The sequence below is a fragment of the Aeromicrobium sp. SORGH_AS_0981 genome, from assembly GCF_031453195.1.
GTDB lineage: Bacteria > Actinomycetota > Actinomycetes > Propionibacteriales > Nocardioidaceae > Aeromicrobium.
This window is the reverse complement of the sequence record NZ_JAVIZD010000001.1, coordinates 1,179,873-1,202,269: the sequence shown is the minus strand read 5'-3', so window position 1 is coordinate 1,202,269 and position 22,397 is coordinate 1,179,873. Positions and strand designations below refer to the sequence as shown.

Annotated in this window: 23 protein-coding genes; 6 read left to right on the top strand and 17 right to left on the bottom strand. The window is 73.5% G+C overall.

Annotated features, from left to right (window positions below; translation table 11 throughout):
• Positions 1–93 precede the first annotated feature (93 nt).
• On the bottom strand, positions 94–747 hold the full coding sequence (locus QE370_RS06155; RefSeq protein WP_309633806.1) for a GAF and ANTAR domain-containing protein: 654 nt from the start codon (positions 745–747) through the stop codon (positions 94–96).
• A gap of 123 nt (positions 748–870) precedes the next feature.
• Here QE370_RS06155 and QE370_RS06150 point away from each other — a divergent pair, with 123 nt between their 5' ends.
• The 4 genes from QE370_RS06150 to QE370_RS06135 all read left to right on the top strand — a co-directional run bounded on the left by QE370_RS06150 (position 871) and on the right by QE370_RS06135 (position 7,406).
• The gene (locus QE370_RS06150; RefSeq protein WP_309633805.1) at positions 871–1,524 is read left to right on the top strand and encodes a GPP34 family phosphoprotein; all 654 of its coding nucleotides are present in this window, start codon (positions 871–873) and stop codon (positions 1,522–1,524) included.
• Between the two features lie 70 nt (positions 1,525–1,594).
• Positions 1,595–2,140: an NUDIX hydrolase family protein gene (locus QE370_RS06145; RefSeq protein ID WP_253025624.1), complete on the top strand. Its 546-nt coding sequence runs from the start codon at positions 1,595–1,597 to the stop codon at positions 2,138–2,140.
• A gap of 49 nt (positions 2,141–2,189) precedes the next feature.
• Entirely contained in the window at positions 2,190–3,395 is a 1,206-nt protein-coding gene (locus QE370_RS06140; protein ID WP_309633804.1) for an MFS transporter, read from the top strand.
• Between the two features lie 705 nt (positions 3,396–4,100).
• Positions 4,101–7,406 carry a heterodisulfide reductase-related iron-sulfur binding cluster gene (locus QE370_RS06135; protein WP_309633803.1) on the top strand — a complete coding sequence of 1,102 codons (3,306 nt, stop codon included), beginning with the start codon at positions 4,101–4,103 and terminating at the stop codon, positions 7,404–7,406.
• A gap of 63 nt (positions 7,407–7,469) precedes the next feature.
• Here the strand turns inward: QE370_RS06135 and QE370_RS06130 are convergent, their stop codons facing one another.
• The 11 genes from QE370_RS06130 to QE370_RS06080 all read right to left on the bottom strand — a co-directional run bounded on the left by QE370_RS06130 (position 7,470) and on the right by QE370_RS06080 (position 15,558).
• Entirely contained in the window at positions 7,470–8,213 is a 744-nt protein-coding gene (locus QE370_RS06130) for an MBL fold metallo-hydrolase (RefSeq protein ID WP_309633802.1), read from the bottom strand.
• Positions 8,214–8,325: 112 nt separating this feature from the next.
• Entirely contained in the window at positions 8,326–9,078 is a 753-nt protein-coding gene (locus tag QE370_RS06125; RefSeq protein WP_309633801.1) for a hypothetical protein, read from the bottom strand.
• Between the two features lie 31 nt (positions 9,079–9,109).
• Positions 9,110–9,442: a hypothetical protein gene (locus QE370_RS06120; protein ID WP_253025632.1), complete on the bottom strand. Its 333-nt coding sequence runs from the start codon at positions 9,440–9,442 to the stop codon at positions 9,110–9,112.
• Between the two features lie 144 nt (positions 9,443–9,586).
• Positions 9,587–10,483, bottom strand: coding sequence for a sugar kinase (locus QE370_RS06115; RefSeq protein WP_309633800.1), 897 nt, complete (start codon positions 10,481–10,483; stop codon positions 9,587–9,589).
• A gap of 3 nt (positions 10,484–10,486) precedes the next feature.
• On the bottom strand, positions 10,487–11,395 hold the full coding sequence (locus tag QE370_RS06110; RefSeq protein ID WP_309633799.1) for a pseudouridine-5'-phosphate glycosidase: 909 nt from the start codon (positions 11,393–11,395) through the stop codon (positions 10,487–10,489).
• A 19-nt stretch (positions 11,396–11,414) separates the two neighbouring features.
• A complete protein-coding gene (gene dcd, locus QE370_RS06105; protein WP_253025638.1) occupies positions 11,415–11,990 on the bottom strand; it encodes a dCTP deaminase in 576 nt (191 codons plus the stop codon).
• 17 nt (positions 11,991–12,007) lie between these two features.
• The gene (locus tag QE370_RS06100; RefSeq protein ID WP_309633798.1) at positions 12,008–12,430 is read right to left on the bottom strand and encodes a hypothetical protein; all 423 of its coding nucleotides are present in this window, start codon (positions 12,428–12,430) and stop codon (positions 12,008–12,010) included.
• Positions 12,427–13,560 carry a molybdopterin-dependent oxidoreductase gene (locus QE370_RS06095; protein ID WP_309633797.1) on the bottom strand — a complete coding sequence of 378 codons (1,134 nt, stop codon included), beginning with the start codon at positions 13,558–13,560 and terminating at the stop codon, positions 12,427–12,429. Before QE370_RS06095 ends, QE370_RS06100 begins: the two co-directional genes overlap by 4 nt.
• A 5-nt stretch (positions 13,561–13,565) precedes the next feature.
• Positions 13,566–14,201 (bottom strand): class I SAM-dependent methyltransferase, encoded by a 636-nt coding sequence (locus QE370_RS06090; RefSeq protein WP_286691153.1) that lies wholly within the window; start codon positions 14,199–14,201, stop codon positions 13,566–13,568.
• Entirely contained in the window at positions 14,198–14,893 is a 696-nt protein-coding gene (locus QE370_RS06085; protein WP_309633796.1) for a DUF2064 domain-containing protein, read from the bottom strand. Before QE370_RS06085 ends, QE370_RS06090 begins: the two co-directional genes overlap by 4 nt.
• Entirely contained in the window at positions 14,890–15,558 is a 669-nt protein-coding gene (locus tag QE370_RS06080) for a glycosyltransferase family 2 protein (protein ID WP_253027038.1), read from the bottom strand. The genes QE370_RS06085 and QE370_RS06080 overlap by 4 nt, the downstream gene beginning before the upstream one ends.
• An 84-nt stretch (positions 15,559–15,642) precedes the next feature.
• On the opposite strand from QE370_RS06080, the gene QE370_RS06075 reads away from it, so the two are divergent.
• Entirely contained in the window at positions 15,643–16,986 is a 1,344-nt protein-coding gene (locus QE370_RS06075; RefSeq protein WP_309633795.1) for a hypothetical protein, read from the top strand.
• A 7-nt stretch (positions 16,987–16,993) separates the two neighbouring features.
• Here the strand turns inward: QE370_RS06075 and QE370_RS06070 are convergent, their stop codons facing one another.
• The 4 genes from QE370_RS06070 to arsB are packed head-to-tail and all read right to left on the bottom strand — an operon-like array spanning position 16,994 to position 20,388.
• A complete protein-coding gene (locus QE370_RS06070) occupies positions 16,994–18,049 on the bottom strand; it encodes an NAD-dependent epimerase/dehydratase family protein (protein ID WP_309633794.1) in 1,056 nt (351 codons plus the stop codon).
• On the bottom strand, positions 18,046–18,852 hold the full coding sequence (locus QE370_RS06065) for an S-methyl-5'-thioadenosine phosphorylase (protein WP_309633793.1): 807 nt from the start codon (positions 18,850–18,852) through the stop codon (positions 18,046–18,048). Before QE370_RS06065 ends, QE370_RS06070 begins: the two co-directional genes overlap by 4 nt.
• A gap of 49 nt (positions 18,853–18,901) precedes the next feature.
• Complete coding sequence (locus QE370_RS06060; RefSeq protein ID WP_309633792.1) at positions 18,902–19,303, bottom strand: arsenate reductase ArsC; 402 nt, start codon at positions 19,301–19,303, stop codon at positions 18,902–18,904.
• On the bottom strand, positions 19,300–20,388 hold the full coding sequence (gene arsB / locus QE370_RS06055) for an ACR3 family arsenite efflux transporter (RefSeq protein ID WP_309633791.1): 1,089 nt from the start codon (positions 20,386–20,388) through the stop codon (positions 19,300–19,302). The genes QE370_RS06060 and arsB overlap by 4 nt, the downstream gene beginning before the upstream one ends.
• A gap of 79 nt (positions 20,389–20,467) precedes the next feature.
• On the opposite strand from arsB, the gene QE370_RS06050 reads away from it, so the two are divergent.
• On the top strand, positions 20,468–20,833 hold the full coding sequence (locus QE370_RS06050) for an ArsR/SmtB family transcription factor (protein WP_396127806.1): 366 nt from the start codon (positions 20,468–20,470) through the stop codon (positions 20,831–20,833).
• A 3-nt stretch (positions 20,834–20,836) separates the two neighbouring features.
• Here QE370_RS06050 and QE370_RS06045 read toward each other — a convergent pair whose 3' ends face one another.
• Positions 20,837–22,342 carry a SulP family inorganic anion transporter gene (locus QE370_RS06045; protein WP_309633790.1) on the bottom strand — a complete coding sequence of 502 codons (1,506 nt, stop codon included), beginning with the start codon at positions 22,340–22,342 and terminating at the stop codon, positions 20,837–20,839.
• Positions 22,343–22,397 lie beyond the last annotated feature (55 nt).

Below are 22,397 nucleotides of genomic sequence, written 5' to 3'. Positions count from 1 at the left end.
GCATCCCGCTCGCGTCGTCTCGGGGACGGCCCCGGCGGCTTCTGGCCAAACCGCCGGGGTCGTCCGTCCAGGGGATACCCGTCTGCCGCAGGTTCATGACCGGCCGTCGTCGAGCGCCCCGAACCCCTCCCGCGCGACCTGCTCGGCCACCTCGCGCAGCTTGACGTTGCGGTCCTGGGAGTAGCGGACGAGCACGTCGAAGGCCTGCTCGGAGCTCAGCCCGAACCGCTCGACCAGCCGCCCCTTGGCCTGGCCGATGACGTCGCGGCTCGCGAGGGCGGACTCGAGGTTGTCGACCAGGTCGGCACCCCGTAGCGCGACCGCGACGTGCGCCGCCAGGGCGAGACCTGCCTGGACGTCGTCGTGGTCGAACCCGTCGACGGTGTCGGAGTACATGTTGAGGCACCCGAACGTGCGCCCCGAGGTGAACAGCTGGACGCACAGCATCGAGCGGAAGCCCAGCCGCTCGGCCGCGCTGGGCGACCACCGCGGCCAACGGGGCTCGTCGCGCAGGTCGGCGCTGCGGACCGTCTCGGACTCCTGGATGGACTGCACGCACGGACCGTCCTGCAGCTCGACCTGCAGCGCGTCGGCCTGCTCGACCCGCTCCCCCGTGGACGCCTCCGTCGTCACCCGACCCCCCGCGTGGACGACCGAGATTCCGGCCTCGTCGCACCCGCCCACGAGCCGCGGTGCTGACCGGACCGCGGTGAGGACGGTGTCCCTGAACCCTGACTTCGCGCTCATCGAGCGAGCGAGGTCAGCGAATTGTTCCCAGTCCTCGACGGCCATCCTGGGGACTCTTCCAGCCAGGACACGGTCTGACAAGCGCCGCTCCCCGCGGGGGACGAACGCGCCTAGGCTGGCGGCATGACCGTCGCGAAGAACCTGTTCCTGGTGGCGATCGATCCCCGCACCGGCCGGGTCCGCGTCGTGACGCGGACGGTCGAGGCGGCGCTCGGGGGCGCGGCCCTCATCGACCTCGTCCTCCTCGGCCGGCTCCGGCTGGAGGGCAGCGGGCGCAAGGCTCGCGTCGAGGTCGTCGACCGCACCCCCGTCTCCGACCCGGCCCTGCAGACGGCCTTCGAGCGGGTGCGCGAGCAGGGACGCCAGACGCCGAAGTCGACGATCGCCCGCCTGGGGCGACGCCAGCGCGCCGTCGTGCTGCGCGACATGGAGGCCGCGGGGACGGTCCGGCGGCAGCGACGCCTGGTCCTCGAGCGGTACGACGTCGCCGACGTGGTGCAGCGCGACGACCTCGTGGGCCGGTTGCGCGCCGTGCTGCTGCAGGAGCAGCCGGCCGACGAGACCACCGGACCGCTGGTGGGACTGCTCCTGGCCACCGGCCACCTCGGCATCGCCGTGACCGACCGGCGCGAGCTGAAGGTCGCGAAGGAGCGGGCCAAGGTCGTCGCCGAGGGCGACTGGGCGAGCGAGGGCGTCCGCGGGGTCCTCCAGGACGCGCAGAACGCGATGACCGCCGTGCTGACGACCGGGGCCGTGCTCAGCGCGATCAACCCCTGACCGCGACCGCGCGACCCGTCGTCGGCCCGCACCCGCCAGGGCGGTCGGGTCCATGAGGGAGGATGTGGCCATGGCGTCCGTCCGCACCCCCGACCCGAACCCCGGCTGGCTCTCCGAGATCGCCCTCGAGGAGACCCGCTCCCGGGTGCCGATCCTCTACGTGGAGGGCATCCCCGTCCGGGTCGACTCCCACGGTCGCGTCGAGCACGTCGGGCTGCTGCTCCGCGGCTCCGCCACCACGGGCGCGATGAGCCGCACGTTCGTCTCGGGCCGCGTGACGCACGGCGAGTCCGTGCGTGACGCGCTGCTGCGCAACCTCGAGAAGGACCTCGGACCCACCGCCTTCCCGCAGCTGCCGGCCTCCATCGTCCCCTTCACGGTCGCCGAGTACTTCCCGCTGCCGGGCGTCGCCCCCTTGCACGACGCGCGTCAGCACGCCGTCGCGCTGGTCTACGTCGTGCCCGTCACCGGCGAGTGCAACCCGCGCCAGGACGCCCTCGAGCTCACCTGGATGACGCCGCAGGAGGTGCTCAGCCCCCTCGTGCTCGACGAGATGGAGGGCGGCCGCGGCACCCTCGTGCGCCAGGCGCTGGCGTACCTCGGCGCGCTCGACTGACACCCGACCCGGTCGCGCGGCCTCGTCGGTCGGGGCCCACCATGGAGCGGTGGCGTCCCCGAACCGATGGCTGATGCTCGCGATCGGCATGCTGGCGCAGGTCTCCGGCACGGTCGCCGCCAACGCGGCCGTCGCCCTCATCCCGTTCCTCACCCGCGACCGCGGCCTGACCCTCGGGCACGCCGGCGCGCTCGCGTCGGCGTCGCTGCTCGGCACCACCGTCTCGCTCGTCGGGTGGGGCGTCGTCGTCGACCGGTGGGGTGAACGGCTCACCCTCACCCTCGGTCTCGTCGTCACCACCGTGGGCAGCGCCGCGGCGGCGTTCGCGGACGGCTACCTCCCGCTCGCCGCGTGCTGGTTCGTCGCGGGCGTGGGCGTCGCCAGCTCCAACGCCGCCAGTGGTCGGCTCGTCGTGGGTTGGTTCCCGCCGGAACGTCGCGGGACGGCCATGGGCATCCGGCAGGCCGCGCTGCCCCTCGGGGTCGGGCTCGCCGCCGTCCTCGTGCCGACCCTCGTCGAGGCCACCGACCTGCGCATCACGCTGCTCACCATCGCCGCGATCAACGCCGCCACCCTCGTGGCCTGCGCGGTGCTGGTCGTCGACCCGCCCCGCCGGGCCCGCGCCGAGGCCCTGCGCGACGGCGAGACCGCCAGCCCGTACGCCGGCGACGCGTCGCTCCTGCGCATCCACGCAGCGTCAGCCCTGCTCGTCGTGCCCCAGTTCACCGTGTGGACGTTCATGCTGACCTGGCTGATCGCCGAACGCGGCTGGTCCGCGCCGGCCGCGGGCGCGCTCGTGGCCGTCACGCAGCTGCTCGGGTCGGCGGGACGCGTCGGCGTGGGGTGGTGGTCCGACCGGGTCGGCAGCCGCATGGGCCCGATGCGCGTCGTCGCGCTCGGCGCCGCCCTGGCGATGCTGGCGCTCGGCCTGCTGGAGCCGACACCGCTCGCCGTGGTGCTCGTCGTCGTCGCCAGCGTCGTCACCGTCGCCGACAACGGGCTCGCGTTCACGGCCGTCGCGGAACGAGCCGGTCCGTGGTGGTCGGGCAAGGCGCTGGGCGTGCAGAACACCGGCCAGTACCTCGTCAGCGCCGCGGTGCCGCCGGTGGTCGGCGTGCTCATCGCCGGTGCCGGCTACGGGTGGGCGTTCGGACTCGTCGCCGTCCTCCCCCTGCTGGCCCTCCCCCTCGTCCCCACCGAGCGCCGCCAGCCGGACCGGGCGTCCGAGGTCCGCCCCCCTCCGTTGGTCGAGTAGCGGCCACGCGCTGGGGGCACCTCCCGCTTGCGGGGGCGGAACGAGCGCCGTGGATGCGATGGAGCCGTCGCACGAGGGGCGTAGCCGCGACGTATCGAGACCACCCGGCAACGGCCCAGCGCGGGCCAGCCCCCAGCGACCGCTTGGAATGGTCTCGATACGTCTCCGTCTGCTCCTTCGTCGCGACGTCGACTACTCGACCAGTGGAACGTTCCGCTGGTCGAGTAGCAGGGACGAGCTTGCGAGGTCCCTGCGTATCGAGACCACCCGGCACGGCTCAGCGCGAGCCAGCCCTCAGCGTGAGCGTGGAGTGGTCTCGATACGTCCGACCGGGCTCCTTCGTCGCCGCTCGGCCTACTCGACCAGCGAGACGTTCCGCCGGTCGAGTAGCGGCGACGGCGAGCGCCAGCGAGCTCGTCGGTGCGTATCGAGACCATCCGGCAACGGCCCAGCGCGGGCCGAGCCCCAGCGGACGCCCGAGGTGGGGTCTCGATACGCCCGGAGCACGCTTGTCCCTCACCGCCAGCGCTACTCGAACGGCTCACACCGGCGGACAGAGGTCCGCCTCGGGGGTTAGGCTGTACCTACCCACCGGTAACCGACCGCTGACCTGCAGGATCAGGGTGGCCTTACCCCGCGGACGAGAACGCGAGGGGCTAGTGTCACCCCCACTGTCACGGTCGTCGCACCAAGGATTGAGGCTCCATGCAGCTCGTCGCGATCATCGTCTCGCTGGCCGTCACGGCCATCACGATCCCCGTCACGGTCATCGCCGTGCGCCGCATGACCGCGGTCGTGCGCGCCGGTGGACCCGCGCCCGGTCGCACCAACGACCCGGCGGCGCGCACGGTGAACATGCTGAAGGAGACGTTCGTCCACACCCGGATGCTCCAGTGGACCTGGGTCGGCATCCTCCACTGGTTCGCCTACGCGGCCTTCCTGGTGCTCAGCTCGGCCGTCGCCCAGGGCTTCGTCCAGCTGTTCGACCCCGAGTTCGTGTGGCCGCTCATCGGCCACTTCTTCCTCTACGAGTGGATCAGCGAGTTCATCGGCCTGCTCGGCGCGCTGGCGATCATCCCGCTCGCGATCTACCGCCAGGTCAAGCACCCGCGCAAGCTCGGCCGGCAGAGCCGCTTCTTCGGCTCCCGTCAGGGCCAGGCCTACTTCGTCGAGTTCATGGTGTTCCTGGAGAGCATCGCGATCCTGTTCATCCGCGGCGCCGAGTACAACCTGCTCGAGGCCCAGGGCAGCAAGTACGCGAGCGGGTTCCACTTCCCGATCGCCCAGTTCTTCGGCAACCTCTACCCGACGGGCGAGGAGAACATCGAGACGCTGGAGACGATCATCGTCACCATCGCGATGATCAAGGTCGTCTCGGCCATGATCTGGCTGCTCGTCATCTCCACCAACCTGACGATGGGCGTCGCCTGGCACCGCTTCCTCGCGTGGCCGAACATCTGGTTCAAGCGCGAGTCCGACGGCGGCACGGCCCTCGGTGGCCTCAAGCCGATCCTCGTCAACGGTCAGCCGCTCGACCTGGAGAAGATGGAGGACCTCGAGGAGGAGGACTTCGAGAAGCTCGGCGTCGGCAAGGTCGAGGACTTCTCGTGGAAGGGTCTGCTCGACTTCACCACCTGCACCGAGTGCGGCCGCTGCCAGAGCCAGTGCCCCGCCTGGAACACCGAGAAGCCGCTCAGCCCCAAGCTGCTGATGATGGGCCTGCGTGAGCACGCCTACGCGAAGATCCCCGCGCTGTCGGTGCCGGAGGACGAGCGCACCGAGGAGCAGCAGAAGGAGGTCGAGCGTCCGCTCATCGGCGACGAGGAGATGTACGGCGTCATCGACCCCGACGTCCTGTGGTCGTGCACGAACTGCGGCGCCTGCGTCCAGCAGTGCCCCGTCGACATCGAGCACGTCGACCACATCGACGACATGCGCCGCTTCCAGGTGCTCGTCGAGAGCAACTTCCCGGCCGAGCTGAACAACATCTTCAAGGGCCTGGAGCGCAAGGGGAACCCGTGGGGCATGAACCCCAAGAACCGCCTCGACTGGACCAAGGGCCTCGACTTCGAGGTCAAGCAGGTCGGCGTCGACGTCGAGAGCCTCGACGAGGTCGAGTGGCTGTTCTGGGTGGGCTGTGCCGGTGCCTTCGAGGACCGTGCGAAGAAGACCACGCAGGCCGTGGCCGAGCTGCTGCACACCGCGGGCGTCGAGTTCGCGATCCTCGGTGACGGCGAGACCTGCACCGGCGACCCGGCCCGTCGCGCCGGCAACGAGATCGTCTTCATGCAGCTGGCCATGGAGAACTCCGAGGTGCTGAAGGAGACGAAGGCCAAGAAGGTCGTCTCGACCTGCGCGCACTGCTTCAACTCCCTCAAGAACGAGTACGCCGAGTTCGGCGTCGAGCTGGAGGTCGTGCACCACACGCAGCTGCTCAACCGTCTCGTGCGCGAGGGCAGGCTGAAGCCGGTCGCGCCGAAGGCGGGCGCTGCGGCCTCGGCCGAGCCGGAGAAGACGATCACCTACCACGACCCGTGCTTCCTCGGCCGCCACAACCAGGTGTACGAGGCGCCGCGCGAGCTGCTGAGCGTCATCCCCGGTGCGAAGTTCGCCGAGATGCCGCGCAACTCCGAGCGCTCCTTCTGCTGCGGCGCCGGCGGCGCGCGCATGTGGATGGAGGAGAACCTCGGCTCGCGGATCAACGTGAACCGCACCCAGGAGGCCGTGGCCACCGGCGCCGACCAGATCGCCGTGGGCTGCCCGTTCTGCCGGGTCATGCTGTCCGACGGCCTGACGGCCCAGCAGGCGGCCGGCGAGGCGCGTGAGGAGGTCGAGGTCCTCGACGTGGCGCAGATGCTGCTCGCAGCCGTCAAGCGTCCGGAGGAGCCGACGGCCGAGGACGACGCCGCGGTGGTCGAGGAGGCCGAGAAGGCGACGGCTGCGGCCGCTGCCACCGAGGCCGAGCCCGACGCGACGGACGAGGCCGACCCGGCGTCGATCAGCGCGACCGAGGACGCCGCGCCCGCTGCCGACGCCCACGAGGACCCGCAGGGCACCGACGAGTCGGCCGAGGCGCCGAAGGACGACCCTGCCCCGGCCTCCGCCGAGGCGGACGTCGAGGTGGCCGCGCAGCACAACATCGAGGTCGACGAGAAGGGCGACGCCGCCGGCTCCGGTGGCGACGCCGGCGAGGCGCCCGGTGCGGAGCACGTCGATGCGCAGAGTGCGGAGCATGTCGATGCACAGAGTGCGGAGCACGTCGATGCACAGAGTGCGGAGCACGTCGATGCACAGAGTGCGGGCGAGGTCGAGGCCTCCACCGCCAGCGCGTCCGACGACGAGCCGACCCCGGACGCCGAGCCCGAGCCGGGCGACGCGGTCGACCCGGAGGTCGAGTCGGTGCCCGAGGGCGGCGAGGAGTCGCCCGCCGAGGCCGACACCCCCGCGCCCGCCGAGGACGAGCCCGTCGACGGCGACGCCCGCGAGGAGGAGGCCGAGGCGGCCGGTGCCGTCGACGCCGCCACCGAGCCGACGGCTCAGGCATCGGCGCCCGAGGAGCCCGCTGACGAGCCGGCGGCCGTCGAGGCGAGCCCCGAGCCCGCCAAGCCTGCGACGGACGAGGCCGGCGCCCCGGCGCCGGACCCGGAGCCCGAGCCGGGCGACGCGGTCGACCCCGAGGTCGAGTCGGTGCCCGAGGGCGGCGAGGAGTCGCCCGCCGAGGCCGACACCCCCGCGCCCGCCGAGGACGAGCCCGTCGACGGCGACGCCCGCGAGGAGGAGGCCGAGGCGGCCGGCGTCGACGACGCCACCGAGCCGACCGCGCAGGCGTCGACGCCCGAGGAGACGGCACCGTCGGCCGCTCCGTCGGAGGTCGTGGCGGTGGAGGATGCGCCGAACCCCGACCCGGAGTCCGACGACGTGGCGCCGCTGAGCGACGCGAACCCGTCGGGCCCCGGCGTCACCGAGGCGGCGACCGAGGTGGCGAAGGACGACGAGGAGCCGAAGGCCTGACGGCCGGAGCCACCTGAGCCGAGAGGGCGCCCGCACGCTGCGGGCGCCCTCTCGTCGTCTCGGCTACCGCCGGGGGGCGAGGGCGTGGTCGACGGCGTCGGTGGGGCAGCCCTGCCAGACCGGTCCGTGACCGGGGGCGATCGTGTCGGCGTCGAGGTCGCGGAACCGCTCGAGGGAGCGGGCGGCGAGCGTGGGGTCGGCGGCGAAGAAGCCGGGCAGCTGCTGCGGACCACGACGCGACGTGGTGGCGTGGGCGGTCACGATCGCGTCGCCCGTCACGAGCACGCCCGCGTCGGCCAGCAGGAACGCCGTGTGCCCGCTCGTGTGCCCCGGGGTGTGGACGGGGACGGGGCGGCCGGGCAGGTCGAGCGGACCGTCGCCCGTCCACGTCCGCGCGTGCGGGGCAGTCACGTGCGCCGTGCCGCCGGCCCGTGTGATGCGCGCGGCCCACAGCGCCGTGCGGGGTCGCCACGCCCGGCGGGCGACGTCGAGCGGGGTGGCCGACTCGTGCCGCTCCCCGCGCACGTTCGCCAGCTCCTCCTCGTGGACCAGCACGGGCACGCCGTGGTCCCGCCACCACCGCTCGATGCTGCCCACGTGGTCGACGTGGGCGTGGGTCACGAGCACGGCGGCGACGTCGCCGGGCTCGCGGCCGAGCGCCCGCACCGACGCGTCGAGCCGGTCGGCGTCGCCGGGGTAGCCGGTGTCGATCACCGTCAGCGCGTCGCCGTCCTGCAGGAGCAGCCAGTTCACGTCGGTTCCGGTGGCGAGGTGCACGCCGTCGGCGATCTGGGTCGGACTCGTCATGGATCGATGCTCCCGCTGAGTGTGACGTTCGCGGGCCAGAAACGCCGGTCCGCCCCCGCGAACGTCACGCTCAGCGGGGAAGGGGGCGGGGAAGGGGCGCGAGGAGGCGGGGTCAGGTGGCGCAGGCGACGTCGCCGAGGGCGGCGAGGCCGGCGCGGTCGCCCGGGCCCCAGGAGGAGCGGGGGCTGCTGGGGTGCATGAGCTCCCCGAGGTCGTCGACGTGGTCGAGCCCGAGCACGTGGGCGAGCTCGTGCATCAGCACCCCGGTGGCGACCTCGCCGCCGCTGCCGCCGTCGACGAGGTCGGGCGCGTCGAGCATGACCTCGCCGGTCACGTACCGGCGCACCCCGTCGCGCTCGATCCAGGTGCTGCCGCCGAGGCCGGCCACCCGACCCTCCAGCTCCTCGACCTCGTCGGCGTCGGTCCAGCTGACCTGCACCGGACGCCAGCCGTCGCCGTCCTCGGGGTCGTCCAGGTGCGACTGCGGCGGGTCGTCGGTCCGGCCCACGACCCTGACGTCGAGCCCCGAGGCCTCGCGCACCTCGGCGACGGCCCGCTCGAGCACCGCGTCGGCGTCGTCGGGCGCGAGCCGCTCGTTGACCACCAGCCGCACGGGCGTGCACGGGTCGTAGGCGACCGGGGTCTCGCCGTCCGCCTGCGTCTGCAGGAAGGCGTACGACCCACCGCCCGGCACGGTGCGGGTCTCGCCCTCCGACGCCACCCGACCGTCCGGGAACGTCACCCCGGTGCTCTCCGGGGCCACCACGATCCAGCCCATCAGCCCAGCCAGGAGCGCGACGAGCACGCCGACGGCGAGGACGGCCCGTCGACGCGGGTCGTGCCGCCACCCCACCGATCCGCTCACGGGCCCAGCATGGCAGCCGCGGGCCCGCCGTTCAGGCGGGCAGCAGCGGGAGCGCCTCGGCCCCCGCCGAGAAGGTGAAGCCGTCGGGACCCTCGTGACGCTCGAGGACGCTGACGTACCAGGTGCCGGGACCCGGCGCCGTGAGCGTGACCCGGTCGGGTGCGCTCTCGTGGTCGGCCCACGTGGTCACGACGCCGCCGCGGGCGTCCCGCGCAGCCTCGGGCGAGCGGTAGTAGGCCAGGACGTAGACCCGGTGCTCCGCGGCGGCGACGTGGACACTGCCGTCGAGGACACCGGCCGGGCGAGCGTGGCGCTCACGACGGGTGGCACGGTCGCCACGTCGTGGCGTCGGCACGATCGACACGGTGTCCTCCCTCTGGGGCCCACCCCTGGACGGCCCCACGTCGATACAACCGCACCAATCACGGGAACCGAAGCCGGTCGCCGATAAAACATCGCGGAAGGTCCCGAAATGACTCGATCGGGCTACGGAATCAGTCGCCAGGTGCTAGACGCGGGGACGCGCGCCGCGCACCGCGATGCACCGCTCGGCCACCGCGCGGCCCGACTCGAGCGCACCCCGCACGTCGCGGGGGCCAGGACGCAGCCAGCACGCGAGGAAGCCGGCCGCGAAGGCGTCCCCCGCGCCGGTCGTGTCGACCACGGAGGTCCGCGGCGCCGTCACCTGCTCCCGACGCTCCACCCCGTCGACGTCGCCGAGGAAGGCCGCGCCCATCGACCCGAGCGTCACCACGACGCCGCCGAAGCGGGTGGCGAGGTGGTCGAGGTCGATCTGGGGCCCGCGCGCGTCGACGAGCACCCGCGCCTCGTCGAGGTTCGGGAACGCGAGGTCGGCCCCGTCGACCCAGTCGAGGAAGGTCGGGCCGCCGCACGCCCGCAGGAAGGAGACGGTGCTCGGGTCGACGCTGACCCCGGCACCGCGCGCCCGGGCCTGCGCGACGAGCCCGAGCGCCGTCGACCGGGTGCCCTCGTCGAAGAACGAGTAGCCGGTCAGGTGCAGCCAGGTGACGCCGTCCCAGACGTCGGCTCCGACGTCGTCGGGCGAGAGCCGCCCGTTCGCGCCACGGTCGACGAACATGGTCCGCTCGCCGACGTCGTCGAGCTGCAGCAGGATGGTCGCCGTCGGCAGGTCCGGGTCGCCCACCAGGCGGGCGTCGACGCCGTGCGCCGCGAGGGCCGCCGTGTGCCGATCGACGGCGTCGGCCCCCACCCGGCCGACGAAGCGGGTGGGCACGCCCAGCTCGCCCAGCCAGGCCGCGACGTTGGCCGCCGAGCCGCCGGGCGCCATGCGGATGGTGGCGGGGGTGTCGCTCGCGGGGGTGACCTCCGTCAGCGGTCGCACGCTGATGTCGTCGACCACGTCGCCGACGACGAGGACCGTCACGGGCTAGAGCTCCGCCCAGGCGGTGGCGATCTCGGCCGCGACGCGGATGTTGTTCTCGACGATGCGCAGGTTGACGGCGAGGCTGTCGCCCTCGGTGAGCTCGACGATCGTCGAGAGCAGGAACGGCGTCACCTCCTTGCCCTCGATGCCCTTCTCCTCGCAGCGGCGGAGGGCCTCGGCGAGGGCGCGGTCGTGCAGGTCGGGGTCGAGCTGCTGGTCGAACGGCAGCGGGTTCGCCACGACGATCGCCGAGCACAGCTCGAGCTGCTCGCGTGCCTCCATGACCCCGGCGACGGCCTGACCGTCGGGCACCGTCCAGTCGAGCGGCTCGCCCGACGAGCGCAGCCAGAAGCTCGGGAACTCGTCGGTGCCGTAGCCGAGCACCGTGACGCCGAGGGTCTCGAGCCGCTCCAGCGTGGCGCCGATGTCGAGCACCGACTTGACGCCCGCGGACACGACCGTGATCGGCACCTCCGACAGGGCCTTGAGGTCGTTGGACTCGTCGAAGGAGGTGTCTGCACCGCGGTGCACCCCGCCGAGGCCGCCGGTCGCGAAGACGCGGACCCCCGCGTGGTCGGCGATGAACGACGTGGCCGCGACCGTCGTCGCACCGCTGCCGCCCCGCGCGAGCACCACCGGGAGGTCGCGCATGCTCAGCTTCGGCACGTCCTCGGCGGCGATCCGCTCGAGCTCGGCGTCGGTGAGGCCGGCCTTGAGCTGACCGTCGAGCACGGCGATCGTCGCCGGCACGACGCCCGCGTCGCGCAGCTGCTGCTCGAAGCGCCGCGCGGCGGCGAGGTTGTCCGGCCGGGGCAGGCCGTGCGAGATGATCGTCGACTCCAGCGCCACGACCGGCCGGCCGGCGGCGAGGGCGTCGGAGACCTCGGGACTGATGGACAGGGGTAGCGACATGCTGGCTCGTGCTTCGGGTCTAGATGCTCGTCTGGTGGAAGTTGGCGTGCGACCGCGACGCCGTCGGGCCGCGCTGGCCCTGGTACCGGGAGCCGTACGCGGCGGACCCGTAGGGGTGCTCGGCGGCGGACGTCAGCCGGAAGAAGCAGAGCTGGCCGATCTTCATGCCCGGGTAGAGCTTGATCGGCAGCGTGGCGACGTTGGCCAGCTCCAGCGTCACGTGCCCGGAGAAGCCGGGGTCGATGAAGCCGGCCGTCGAGTGCGTGAGGAGTCCGAGGCGACCGAGGGACGACTTGCCCTCCAGGCGCGCCGCGACGTCGTCGGGCAGGGTGACGAGCTCGAACGTGGACCCCAGGACGAACTCGCCGGGGTGCAGCACGAAGGTCTCGTCGCCGGCCACCTCGACCGGGCGCGTCAGGTCGGACTGGTCGGCCGCGGGGTCGATGTGCGGGTACTTGTGGTTGTCGAAGACGCGGAAGAACTTGTCGAGCCGCACGTCGATGCTCGACGGCTGGATCATGGTGCGCTCGAACGGGTCCAGGCTCACCCGTCCGGCGTCGATCTCGGCCAGGATGTCGCGGTCGCTCAGCAGCACGGCAGCAACCTAACCCATCAGGAGGGCGCGGACGTACGGCGACGCTCCCGCCGGACGCCGACGACCACGAGGGCGCCGACGGCGAGCGCGACGACGAGGGTCGCGACGCCCCACGCGAGCCCGTAGTCGCCGGTCAGCAGGGTGGGGTTGTCGGGCTTGCCGCCCCGCCCCGACAGCACGTTGGCGACCGCCACGGTCACGAGGGCCCAGCCGGCGAGCAGCAGCAGGGCCGGGGTGCGGGTGGCCGGCGGAAGGAGGCGGCCGAGCACCAGGCCCGCGACGACGGTCAGCGGCGCCACGACGAGGTCGTGCACGAGCACGGCACCCGCGGCCCAGACGAGCACCGAGACCAGGCCGTCGGGCCGGTCGAGCAGCAGGAGGACGCCCCACACGATCGCGGCGACCCCGGGGAGCGCGAGGAGCAGACGAGCGGCCCTCATGCGCGGACCTCCAGCGTCCGTACCCACTTGGTCTGCAGCACGCCGGGCCGGTTGGGCGCGATGATGCGGCACGGGAAGCCGTGGTCGAGGTCGAGCGGCTCGCCCTCGAGCTCGAGCGCGAGCAGCGTGCGGTGGTCCTCGACGAACACGGCGGGCAGCTCGCTGCGCGCGAACGCGCCACGGGTCTGCATCGAGGTGACGAGGACCGTGGACGCCGCCGGCGCCCCGACCAGCTCGAGCAGGTCACGCACGGCCACGCCCGTCCAGGTGGCGCTGCGGCTCCAGCCCTCGACGCAGGCGATGGGCAGGCGGTGCGTGCGCTGCGGCAGGGCGGCGAGCTCGGACCGGGTCAGCGTGACGCTGCGGTCGCCGTGCACGACCTCGAGCCGGAAGTCGGCGTCGGTGGCGGCCTCGACGGCGCCGGCTGCGCGGGCCGTGCGGTTGATCGGCAGCCCCTGCGGGCCGGTCCCGTCGCGCACGGCGAGCACCGACACGCGGCGCAGCCACGGCACGCTCTGCCCGAGGGTGAGCACGGTCGCCACCGCCGACGCGCCGAGGGCGGTCGCCAGCACGGCGCGACGTCCGGGGGCACCGGAGCGCTCGATGTCGTCCTCCTCCTCAGGCCCGAACGCCTGGCGGACGACCGGCAGCTTGACCGCCACGTGCACGAGGATGCTGCCGATCGCGATCCAGGCCACGGCCTCGTGCGCCGGGCGGAACGAGAACGACCACGGGTACCACTGCACGACGTTGAGCAGCCCGCTGACCAGCTGGAACAGCGCCGAGGCCACGAGGACGGCGATCGAGCCGCGCTCGAGGGCGTGCAGCGCGAGGCGGCGGACGCCGGCCGGCGGTCGAGCGAACAGCCGCGGGAACACCGACCACAGCTTCACCAGCAGCAGCGGCACGCAGGCGATCCCCGTGGCGACGTGCAGGCCCTGCGTCCACCGGTAGAGCGACGCGGGCCGGGGTCCGATCGGGGCCCAGGACGGCGGGTCGTACTGCAGGTGGCTCCACATCCCGGTGAGGAAGCAGACGCCGAACGCCACGCCGAGCCAGGTACCGACGCGGGCCGTGAGCCGTGGTCCCCGCGCACGGGCCTCGAAGTCCTCGACCCGGGGCAGCCGCACGGTCCTCAGCCCCGGACCGGTCGGTGCAGCTCGGCCACCCAGCGGCCGTCGGCCTGCAGCGTGCGGGTGTGGACGAGATGGGCGCGGTCGGCCAGGTAGCTGACGGCGTCGAGGCCGACGACGGCCCACTCGAACGGCGCACCGAGGCGACCGTCGACCAGCAGTCGTCGGCTCTCCTGCAGGATGCCGCCGTTCTCGCGCACCTCGACGAGCACCGAGCCGCCGGGCGCGACGAGCTCGCCGACCCGGCGCAGCAGCCGCGCCGGCCGTCCGCCGATGCCGATGTTGCCGTCGGCGAGCAGCGCGTGCTGCCAGCGGCCCTCGCCGGGCAGCCGGTCGAACACGTCGCGCCGGAGCACGACGGAACCACGCGCCTTCGCCAGGCCGAGCGCCGCACGAGACGTGTCGACGCCCAGCGCGTCGACCCCGCGCAGCAGGAGGGCGTGCACGAGACGGCCGGGTCCGCAGCCGAGGTCGAGCGTCGGTCCCGAGCAGGGGTCGACGAACAGGGCGTGGTCGGCGTCGTCCGCGTCGGCCGCCCAGCGGTGCACCGCGAGGTGCTCCTCCACCCCGGCGTCGTCGACGAACCGCGAGTCGTCGGAGGTGAAGACCGCGTCGAACGTGGCGTCGTCCAGGCTCATGCCCCTGCTCCTGCCGTCGTGGACCGGTCCACCGCTCCGGCGAACCGCGACCCCGGGAGGCCGCTGGCGACCGTTTGCGCGTCGGGCCACTCGTCGACGTCGCACAGCGCGCGCAGCAGCTCGACGTCGCCGAGCGCGGCGCGGGTCAGCTCGCCGGTGTCGTCGCGCGACATCGGCACGTCGCGCAGGGCGTCGGCGCGGCGCGGGTCGGGCAGACCGAGCAGCCACCAGCCTCCGTCGTCGGCCGGTCCGAGCACCTGCCGTCCCTCGACGACGGCGTTCCCCGCGGTCACGAGGTCGTCCGGGGCCACCTGGGGGGTGTCCATGCCGATCTGCACCGTGCCGCGACCGTGCACGCCGGCGTCGGCGTGCGCGTGGGCGAGGCGCTCGCCGAAGTCGTCGCCGCGCTGGGGCACGACGATGGTGCGCTCGAGGGCGGCCCGGACGTCGTCCGCGCGGGCGGCGCTGGCGACCTCGCCGGTCATCGCGACCACCACCGGCCAGCCCGTGACCGCGCGGGCGGCCTGCACGGCGTCGAGGGTGTCGAGCAGGGCGGCGGCGGCCACGTCGGCGGCGGCGTCGGGCCCGACGACCCGGCCGAGGCGCGTCTTGGCGAGTCCGGGCACGGGGGCCTTGGCGACGACGAGCAGCACCGGGCCGGTCGACGGCGGCTCGAGCGGCGCGGGCGTCATCGGAGCACCTTCGCGAAGTCCTGGACGACCCGGGCGGTGCCCTTGACCGACCCCGACACCTTCGACCGCGTGCCGGCCGCGCGCGGTCGGTAGTCGACGTCGACCTCACGGACCGTCCAGCCCGCGCGGGACGCCTTGACCATGAGCTCCAGCGGGTAGCCGAAGCGACGGTCGCGCACGTCGAGGTCGAGGAGGTCCTGGCGACGACAGACCCGCATGGGCGCGAGGTCGTGGATGCCGAAGCCGCTCGAACGGCGGATCCAGGTGGCGAGGGCGAGCGTGCCGGCGCGGGCGTGCCAGGGCCAGACGCCGCGGGCGACCGGCCGGCGTCGACCCACGGCCATGGTGACGCCCTCGGTGCGCACGGCGTCGAGCATCGGCAGGAGGTCGGCGAGCCGCATCGAGTCGTCGCCGTCGATCACGGCCACGTACTCGGCCTCGGCCGCCTCCACGCCGGCGTGGACCGCTGCGCCGTACCCGGGACGGGACTCGTGCACGACGACCGCGCCGAGCGAGCGGGCGACGTCGGCGGTGCCGTCGGTGGAGCCGTTGTCGACCACGACGATGCGGAGGCCGGCGGGGACGTCGGCGAGGACGAGCGGCAGGGCCGCCGCCTCGTCGCGACACGGCACCACCACGTCGCACGTCACACCGGCATCGACCATCCCCCGAAACTACGGGTACCGGCCCCTCCCCGCACGTCAACTTACGGCGGTGCGGGACGCACCGGTCCCGGCTAGCGTGGCGGCATGCAGGCCCGCCCCCGCCCGGCCGTCGTGTCGGCGCTCGTCGGACTCGTGCTCGTCGTCGCGGCCATGGTCGTGCCGCTGCTGCTCGATGAGGACGTGCGCGTGCACTTCCCGCCGCTGCACGCGTGGTGGGGTCCGCGCCTCGACCCGCTCGTGCTCGTGGCGGTCGCGGCCGGGGTGCTGCTGTGGTCGGCGCTGCCGCGTCTGTGCCTCGAGCTGCCCTGGCGGGTGGTAGTCGTGCTGACGACCTTCGCGGGATGGCTCTGGACCTGCGCGCTCGGGCTGAGCGACGGCCGCTACGGGTTCGCCCGCGTGTACGGCCGCACGAGCGAGTACCCGCACGACGCGCAGACCGTGCGCGACGTGCCCGCCATGCTGCGGGAGTTCGTCGAGCGGATCCCGTCGTCGGCGCCCGACAACTGGCACACGCACGTGGCCGGGCACCCGCCGGGCGCGCTGCTCTCGTTCGTGCTGCTCGACCGGCTGGGCGTCCAGGACCCGTTCTGGATCGCGATGGTCGTGGTGACCGTGGGCGCGACCTCCGTGGCCGCCGTGCTGCTGACGCTCGACCTGCTCGGCAGTCGCGACCTCGCGCGACGGGCGGCGCCGTGGCTCGCCCTCGCGCCCCTCGTGGTGTGGGCGGGGGTCAGCGCCGACTGGTACTTCGCCGCCGTGGCCGCCTGGGGCCTGTACCTGCTGGCCCGTGCGGCGACGTCGCGTGGTCCGCGGGCCTGGGCGCAGGGCGTCGCGGCCGGTCTGCTGCTGGGCTGGTGCGTCTACCTCTCCTACGGCCTCGTGCTGCTCGGCGTCCTCGCGCTCACGGTGCTGTGGCTGGCCACGAGGACGTCCCGCGCGGGCGGGCAGGTCGCATCGCCTCGGGCGCTCGGCTGGCGGGCCCTGCCGTGGGCACTGGGCGGCGCGCTCGTGGTGACGGCGGCCTTCTCGGCCTTCGGCTTCCACTGGTGGGAGGCCTACCCGGTGCTGCGCGAGCGCTACTACGACGGCATCGCGTCGGAGCGCTCCTACGGCTACTGGGTGTGGGCCAACCTCGCGGCGTGGACGTTCACGGCGGGCGTGGCCGTGTGGGCCGCGTTCCCCGCCACCGCCGACGCCGCGCGACGGCGCGTGCCGCTCGCGGTGCTCGCCGCCGGCGGCCTCACCACCATCGCGCTCGCGACGTTGTCGGGCATGAGCAAGGCGGAGGTCGAGCGGATCTGGCTGCCGTTCACGATCTGGGTCGTCGCGGTGCCGGCGCTGCTGCCCGATCGCTGGCAGCGTCCCCTGCTGGCGTCGCAGGTCGTGCTCGCGCTCCTCGCCCAGACGCTGCTCGTCACCCGCTGGTGACGACGGGTCAGCGTCGGCGCAGCGGGTCGGTGGCCAGGCGGGCGATCCCGTCCTCGGGCGCGATCTCGGCGCGGAACCCGAGCCCCTCGGCCGCCCTGTCGGGCGAGGCGAGGACGTGCCGCACGTCGAACACGCGCGCGTCGCCGGTGACCACGGGCTCCGGGCCGTCGACCGCACGCGACAGCACCCGCGCCATGTCGCCGATCGTGAACGGTCGTCCCGACGCGACGTTGTAGGGCGTCACGCCCACGGGGTGCTCGGCCACCGTCTCGACGGCAAGCGCGTTCGCGAGCGCCACGTCGTCGACGTGCACGAAGTCGCGCACCTGCTGCCCGTCCTCGAAGACGCGTGGCGCCTCGCCGCGCTCCAGGGCGGACCGGAAGATCGCCGCCACGCCCGAGTAGGGCGTGTCCGCGGGCATGCCCGGGCCGTACACGTTGTGGTACCTCAAGGCGACGGCCCGGCCCGACTGCAGCGTGCACCAGGCGTCGGCGAAGTACTCCTGCGCGATCTTCGAGGCGGCGTACGACGTGCGCGGACGGATCGGCGCGTCCTCGGTGACCCGGCGCCAGGTGACGTCGCCACCGCAGACGGGGCACCGCGGGTCGAAGCGGCCGGCCGCCAGGTCGTCCTCACGGCGTACCGCGGGCGGCACGTCACCGTGCTGGGGACAGTCGTAGCGGCCGTCGCCGTAGACGACCATCGACGACGCGAGCACCATCCGATCGACCCCCACGCGGGCCATCGCCGCGAGGAGGCGGGCGGTGCCGAGGTCGTTGTGCGCCGCGTAGTCGGGCAGGTCCTGCGCGTCGACGCCGTTGCCGACCATCGCGGCCTGGTGGCACACGACGTCGATCCCGTCGAGCACGGCGTCGAGCTGCGCCTCGGTGGCGTCGCGCAGGTCGAGCAGGTGCACGTCGTCCGGTGCCGTGTCGCGGGCACCCGGCCCGTGCGCCATCGGCAGGTAGGCGTCGAGACGGACCACGTCGTGTCCCCGCTCGGTGAGCCGCAGGTCGATGCGCGAGCCGATGAACCCGGCCGCGCCGGTGAGCAGGACCCTCACGGCAGCTCGAACGGCAGCGTCATGCCGTCGACGGCCGAGCCGCAGGCGCAGTCGCGCTCGCCGAGGGTGCCGACGACCGTCGCGAGGGTCGACTTGAGGGTGTCGGTGTGCTCGCGGAACACCTGGAAGACCGCGTCCATGCTGACGGCCTCGCCGTGACCCCCAGCGCCGTCGTCGACGCCGGCGTCGTGGTCGGTGACGAGCGCGACGGTGGCGTAGCAGAGCGCCAGCTCCCGGGCCAGGACCGCCTCGGGGTGGCCGGTCATGTTGACGACGGCCCAGCCCTGGTCGGCGTACCAGCGCGACTCGGCGCGCGTGGAGAAGCGCGGACCCTCGATGACGACCATGGCGCCGCCGTCGGTGGGCTGCTGGTCGGCGAGGCCGTCGAGGAGGTGGCCGCGCAGACGCTCGCAGTAGGGGTCGGCGAACGAGACGTGCACGGCGCCGGTGTCGTAGTAGGTCTGCATGCGCCCGCTCGTGCGGTCGACGAGCTGGTCGGGGACGACGAAGCTGCCGGGACCGAGCTCGGGTCGCAGGCCGCCGACGGCGCACGGGGCGAGGACCTGACGGACGCCGAGCGAGCGCAGTGCCCACAGGTTGGCGCGGTACGGCACCCGGTGCGCGGGGTAGCGGTGGTCGGCGCCGTGCCGCGGCAGGAACGCGACCGTGCGGTCCCCGACCTGGCCGACCGAGACGGGCGCCGACGGCGGGCCGTAGGGCGTGTCCACGTCGACCTGCTCGGGGTCCTCCAGGAACGTGTAGAAGCCGGATCCGCCGATCACGGCGACGTCGGGGGTGCTCATCCCCTCACCCTGGCAGCGCCGGGGGTCGGGCGCATCCCTGCGGCCCCGCTCAGCGCAGCGAGGCGAGGAGCTGCTCGACGCGGGTGCGGATCTCGTCGCGGATCGGGCGCACGGTGTCGAGACCCTGTCCCGCGGGATCGTCGAGCACCCAGTCCTCGTACCGCTTGCCGACGTAGAAGGGGCACTCGTCGCCGCACCCCATGGTCACGACGACGTCGGCCGCGACGACGGCGTCGTCGGTGAGGACCTTCGGCTGCTGGCCGGCGATGTCGACGCCGAGCTCGGCCATGGCCTCGACGGCCACCGGGTTCACCTGGTCGGCGGGCGTGGAGCCGGCCGAGAGCACCTCCACCTCGTCGCCGCCCAGCTCGCGCAGGAAGCCGGCGGCCATCTGGGAGCGTCCGGCGTTGTGCACGCAGACGAACAGGACGGTGGGACGGGAACGGCTCATCGGGGGGACTCCTCGAGGGGGTAGAAGCGACGCGCCCAGAGCGCGACGTGGACGAGACCCACCAGGACGGGGACCTCGACGAGCGGGCCGACGACGCCGGCGAGCGCCTGGCCGGAGGTCACCCCGAAGGTGCCCACGGCGACCGCGATGGCGAGCTCGAAGTTGTTGCCCGCGGCGGTGAAGGCCACCGTCGTGCTCTTGGCGTAGCCGAGGCGCAGCGCGCGGCCGAGCAGCATCCCGAGCGCGAACGTCAGGGCGAAGTAGACGAGCAGGGGCAGCGCGACGCGTGCGACGTCGAGCGGCCGGCTCGCGATGGCGTCGCCCTGGAGCGCGAACAGCACGACGATCGTGAACAGCAGTCCGTAGAGCGCCCAGGGGCCGAGCCGCGGGAGGAACGTCTCCTCGTACCAGTCGCGGCCCCGCGCCCGCTCGCCGAGCGTCCGGGTGGCCCAGCCCGCGAGGAGCGGGACGCCGAGGAACACCACGACGCTGAGGGTGATCGCCGCGAACGAGAACTCCGCCGACGTGGTCTCGAGCCCGAGCCAGCCCGGCAGCACCTGCAGGTAGAACCAGCCGAGCGCCCCGAACGCGACGACCTGGAAGACGGAGTTGACGGCGACGAGCACGGCGGCCGCCTCGCGGTCGCCGCAGGCGAGGTCGTTCCAGATGAGGACCATCGCGATGCAGCGCGCGAGGCCGACGATCACGAGCCCGGTGCGCAGCTCCGGCAGGTCGGGCAGGAACAGCCACGCGAGCGCGAACATGAGGGCCGGGCCGACGACCCAGTTCAGGACGAGGGAGGCGGCGAGGAGCCGGCGGTCGCCGGTGACCCGCGACGTCTCGTCGTAGCGGACCTTCGCGAGCACCGGGTACATCATCACGAGCAGCCCGACCGCGATCGGCAGCGAGACCGAGCCCACCGACACCGCCTCGAGCGCGGAGTCGAGCCCCTCGACGGTGCGGCCGAGGAGCAGCCCGAGCGCCATCGCCAGCAGGATCCAGACGGGCAGCAGCCGGTCGAGCCGCGACAGCCGCTCCACCGGGGGTGCCGGGTTGGACGACGTGGTGCCGAGGCGCTGCTGCACGGCCGCTCCTTCGTCGGGACGGATAGATCGACGGATGTCGATGGAGGGAGCGTAGCGGGTCCTGGGGCATACTCGCCGGGTGACCTCCTCGCCGCTCCCGACGACGGCCTCGGCCTGTGGCGGGACGCTGGCCTCGACGCCGCTCGAGCGCGAGGAGGCGGTCGACCTGGCCCGCACCTTCAAGGCGCTCGCCGACCCCAGCCGCGTCCGGCTGCTGTCGCTGGTGGCGGCGCACGAGGGCGGCGAGGCCTGCGTCTGCGACATCACCGGCCCGGTCGGCCTCAGCCAGGCGACCGTCTCCCACCACCTGAAGGTCCTCGTCGAGGCGGGGCTGCTGTCCCGCGAGCAGCGCGGGACGTGGGCGTTCTACTCCGTCGTCCCCGGCGCGCTGGGGCGCGTCGCGCGGCTGCTCGACGGGGTCGAGGGGCCTGACGTACGGCCCTGATGCTCAGTGGCCACCGAGCCGACCGGTGAGTCGCTGGTGCCGCTCCGCGCTCGCCGCGTCGAGCCCGACGATGTCGACGCACGTGCCACGCCGGGCGTACTTCGTCGTGATCGCGTCGAGCGCGGCCACCGTCGAGGCGTCCCAGACCCGCGCGTCCGAGAGGTCGACGACGACGCGCTCCGGGTCGTCGGCGTAGTCGAACCGCGTGTACAGCTCGTTGCTGGAGGCGAAGAACAGCTGCCCGGTGACACGGTAGGTGGCGGTCGCGGCGCCGTCGGCGTCACGGGCGACGGTGCGCTCGACGTCGGTCAGGTGCGCGACGCGGCGCGCGAAGAGCGTCATGGCCGTCAGGACGCCCACGACGACGCCGATCGCCAGGTTGTGGGTGAGCACGGTGCCGAGCACGGTGACGACCATGACCGCCGTCTCGCTGCGCGGCATGCGTCGCAGCGTGGCCGGGCGCACGGAGTGCCAGTCGAAGGTGCCGACCGACACCATCACCATGACGGCGACGAGCGCGGCCATGGGGATGAGGGCGACGACGTCACCGAACCCGACGACCAGCACCAGCAGGAACACGCCCGCGAGGAAGGTCGAGATCCGGGTGCGCGCACCCGAGACCTTCACGTTGATCATCGTCTGGCCGATCATGGCGCAGCCGCCCATGCCGCCGAAGAACCCGGTGATGACGTTGGCGGCTCCCTGGCCGGCCGCCTCGCGCGTCTTGTCCGAGGGTGTGTCGGTGATGTCGTCGACGAGCTTGGCGGTGAGCAGCGACTCGAGCAGTCCGACGACGGCCATCGCGAGGGCGTAGGGCGCGATGATCCTCAGCGTGTCGAGCGTGAGGGGGACGTCGGGGACGAACCACGACGGCAGGCTGTCGGGCAGGGTCCCCTGGTCACCGACGTCGGGCACGGTGAGCGACGCCGCCAGCGTGAAGGCGGTCAGCGCGACGATCGCGACCAGCGGCGCCGGGACCACGGCATTCACCCGGGGGAAGGCGACGATCACGGCGATGCCCACGGCCACCATCGGGTAGACCTGCCAGGGGACGTCGACGAGATGCGTGATCTGGGCCTGGAAGATGAGGATGGCGAGGGCGTTGACGAACCCGACCATGACCGATCGCGGGACGAACCGCATCAGTCGGGCGACGCCGACGAGCGCCAGCACCACCTGGATCGCGCCGCCCAGGAGCACGGTGGCGATCAGGTAGTCGTAGCCGTGCTCCCGCATCACCGGTGCGATCACGAGGGCGATCGCGCCGGTGGCGGCGGAGATCATCGCGGGACGGCCGCCGAGGAAGGAGATCGCGACGGCCATCGTGAACGACGCGAACAGGCCGACGCGGGGGTCGACGCCGGCGATGATCGAGAACGAGATCGCCTCGGGGATGAGCGCCAGCGCGACCACGAGACCGGCCAGCACCTCGGTGCGCAGGATCCGGGGGCTGCGCAGGGCGGCGCGGACGGTGGTCGGCTCGTGGACCGGGACGGCGGTGGACGACATGGGGCTCCTGGGCGCGCCACGGTCGGCGCCTGGTCTTGGAGGTGGTGGACGGGGC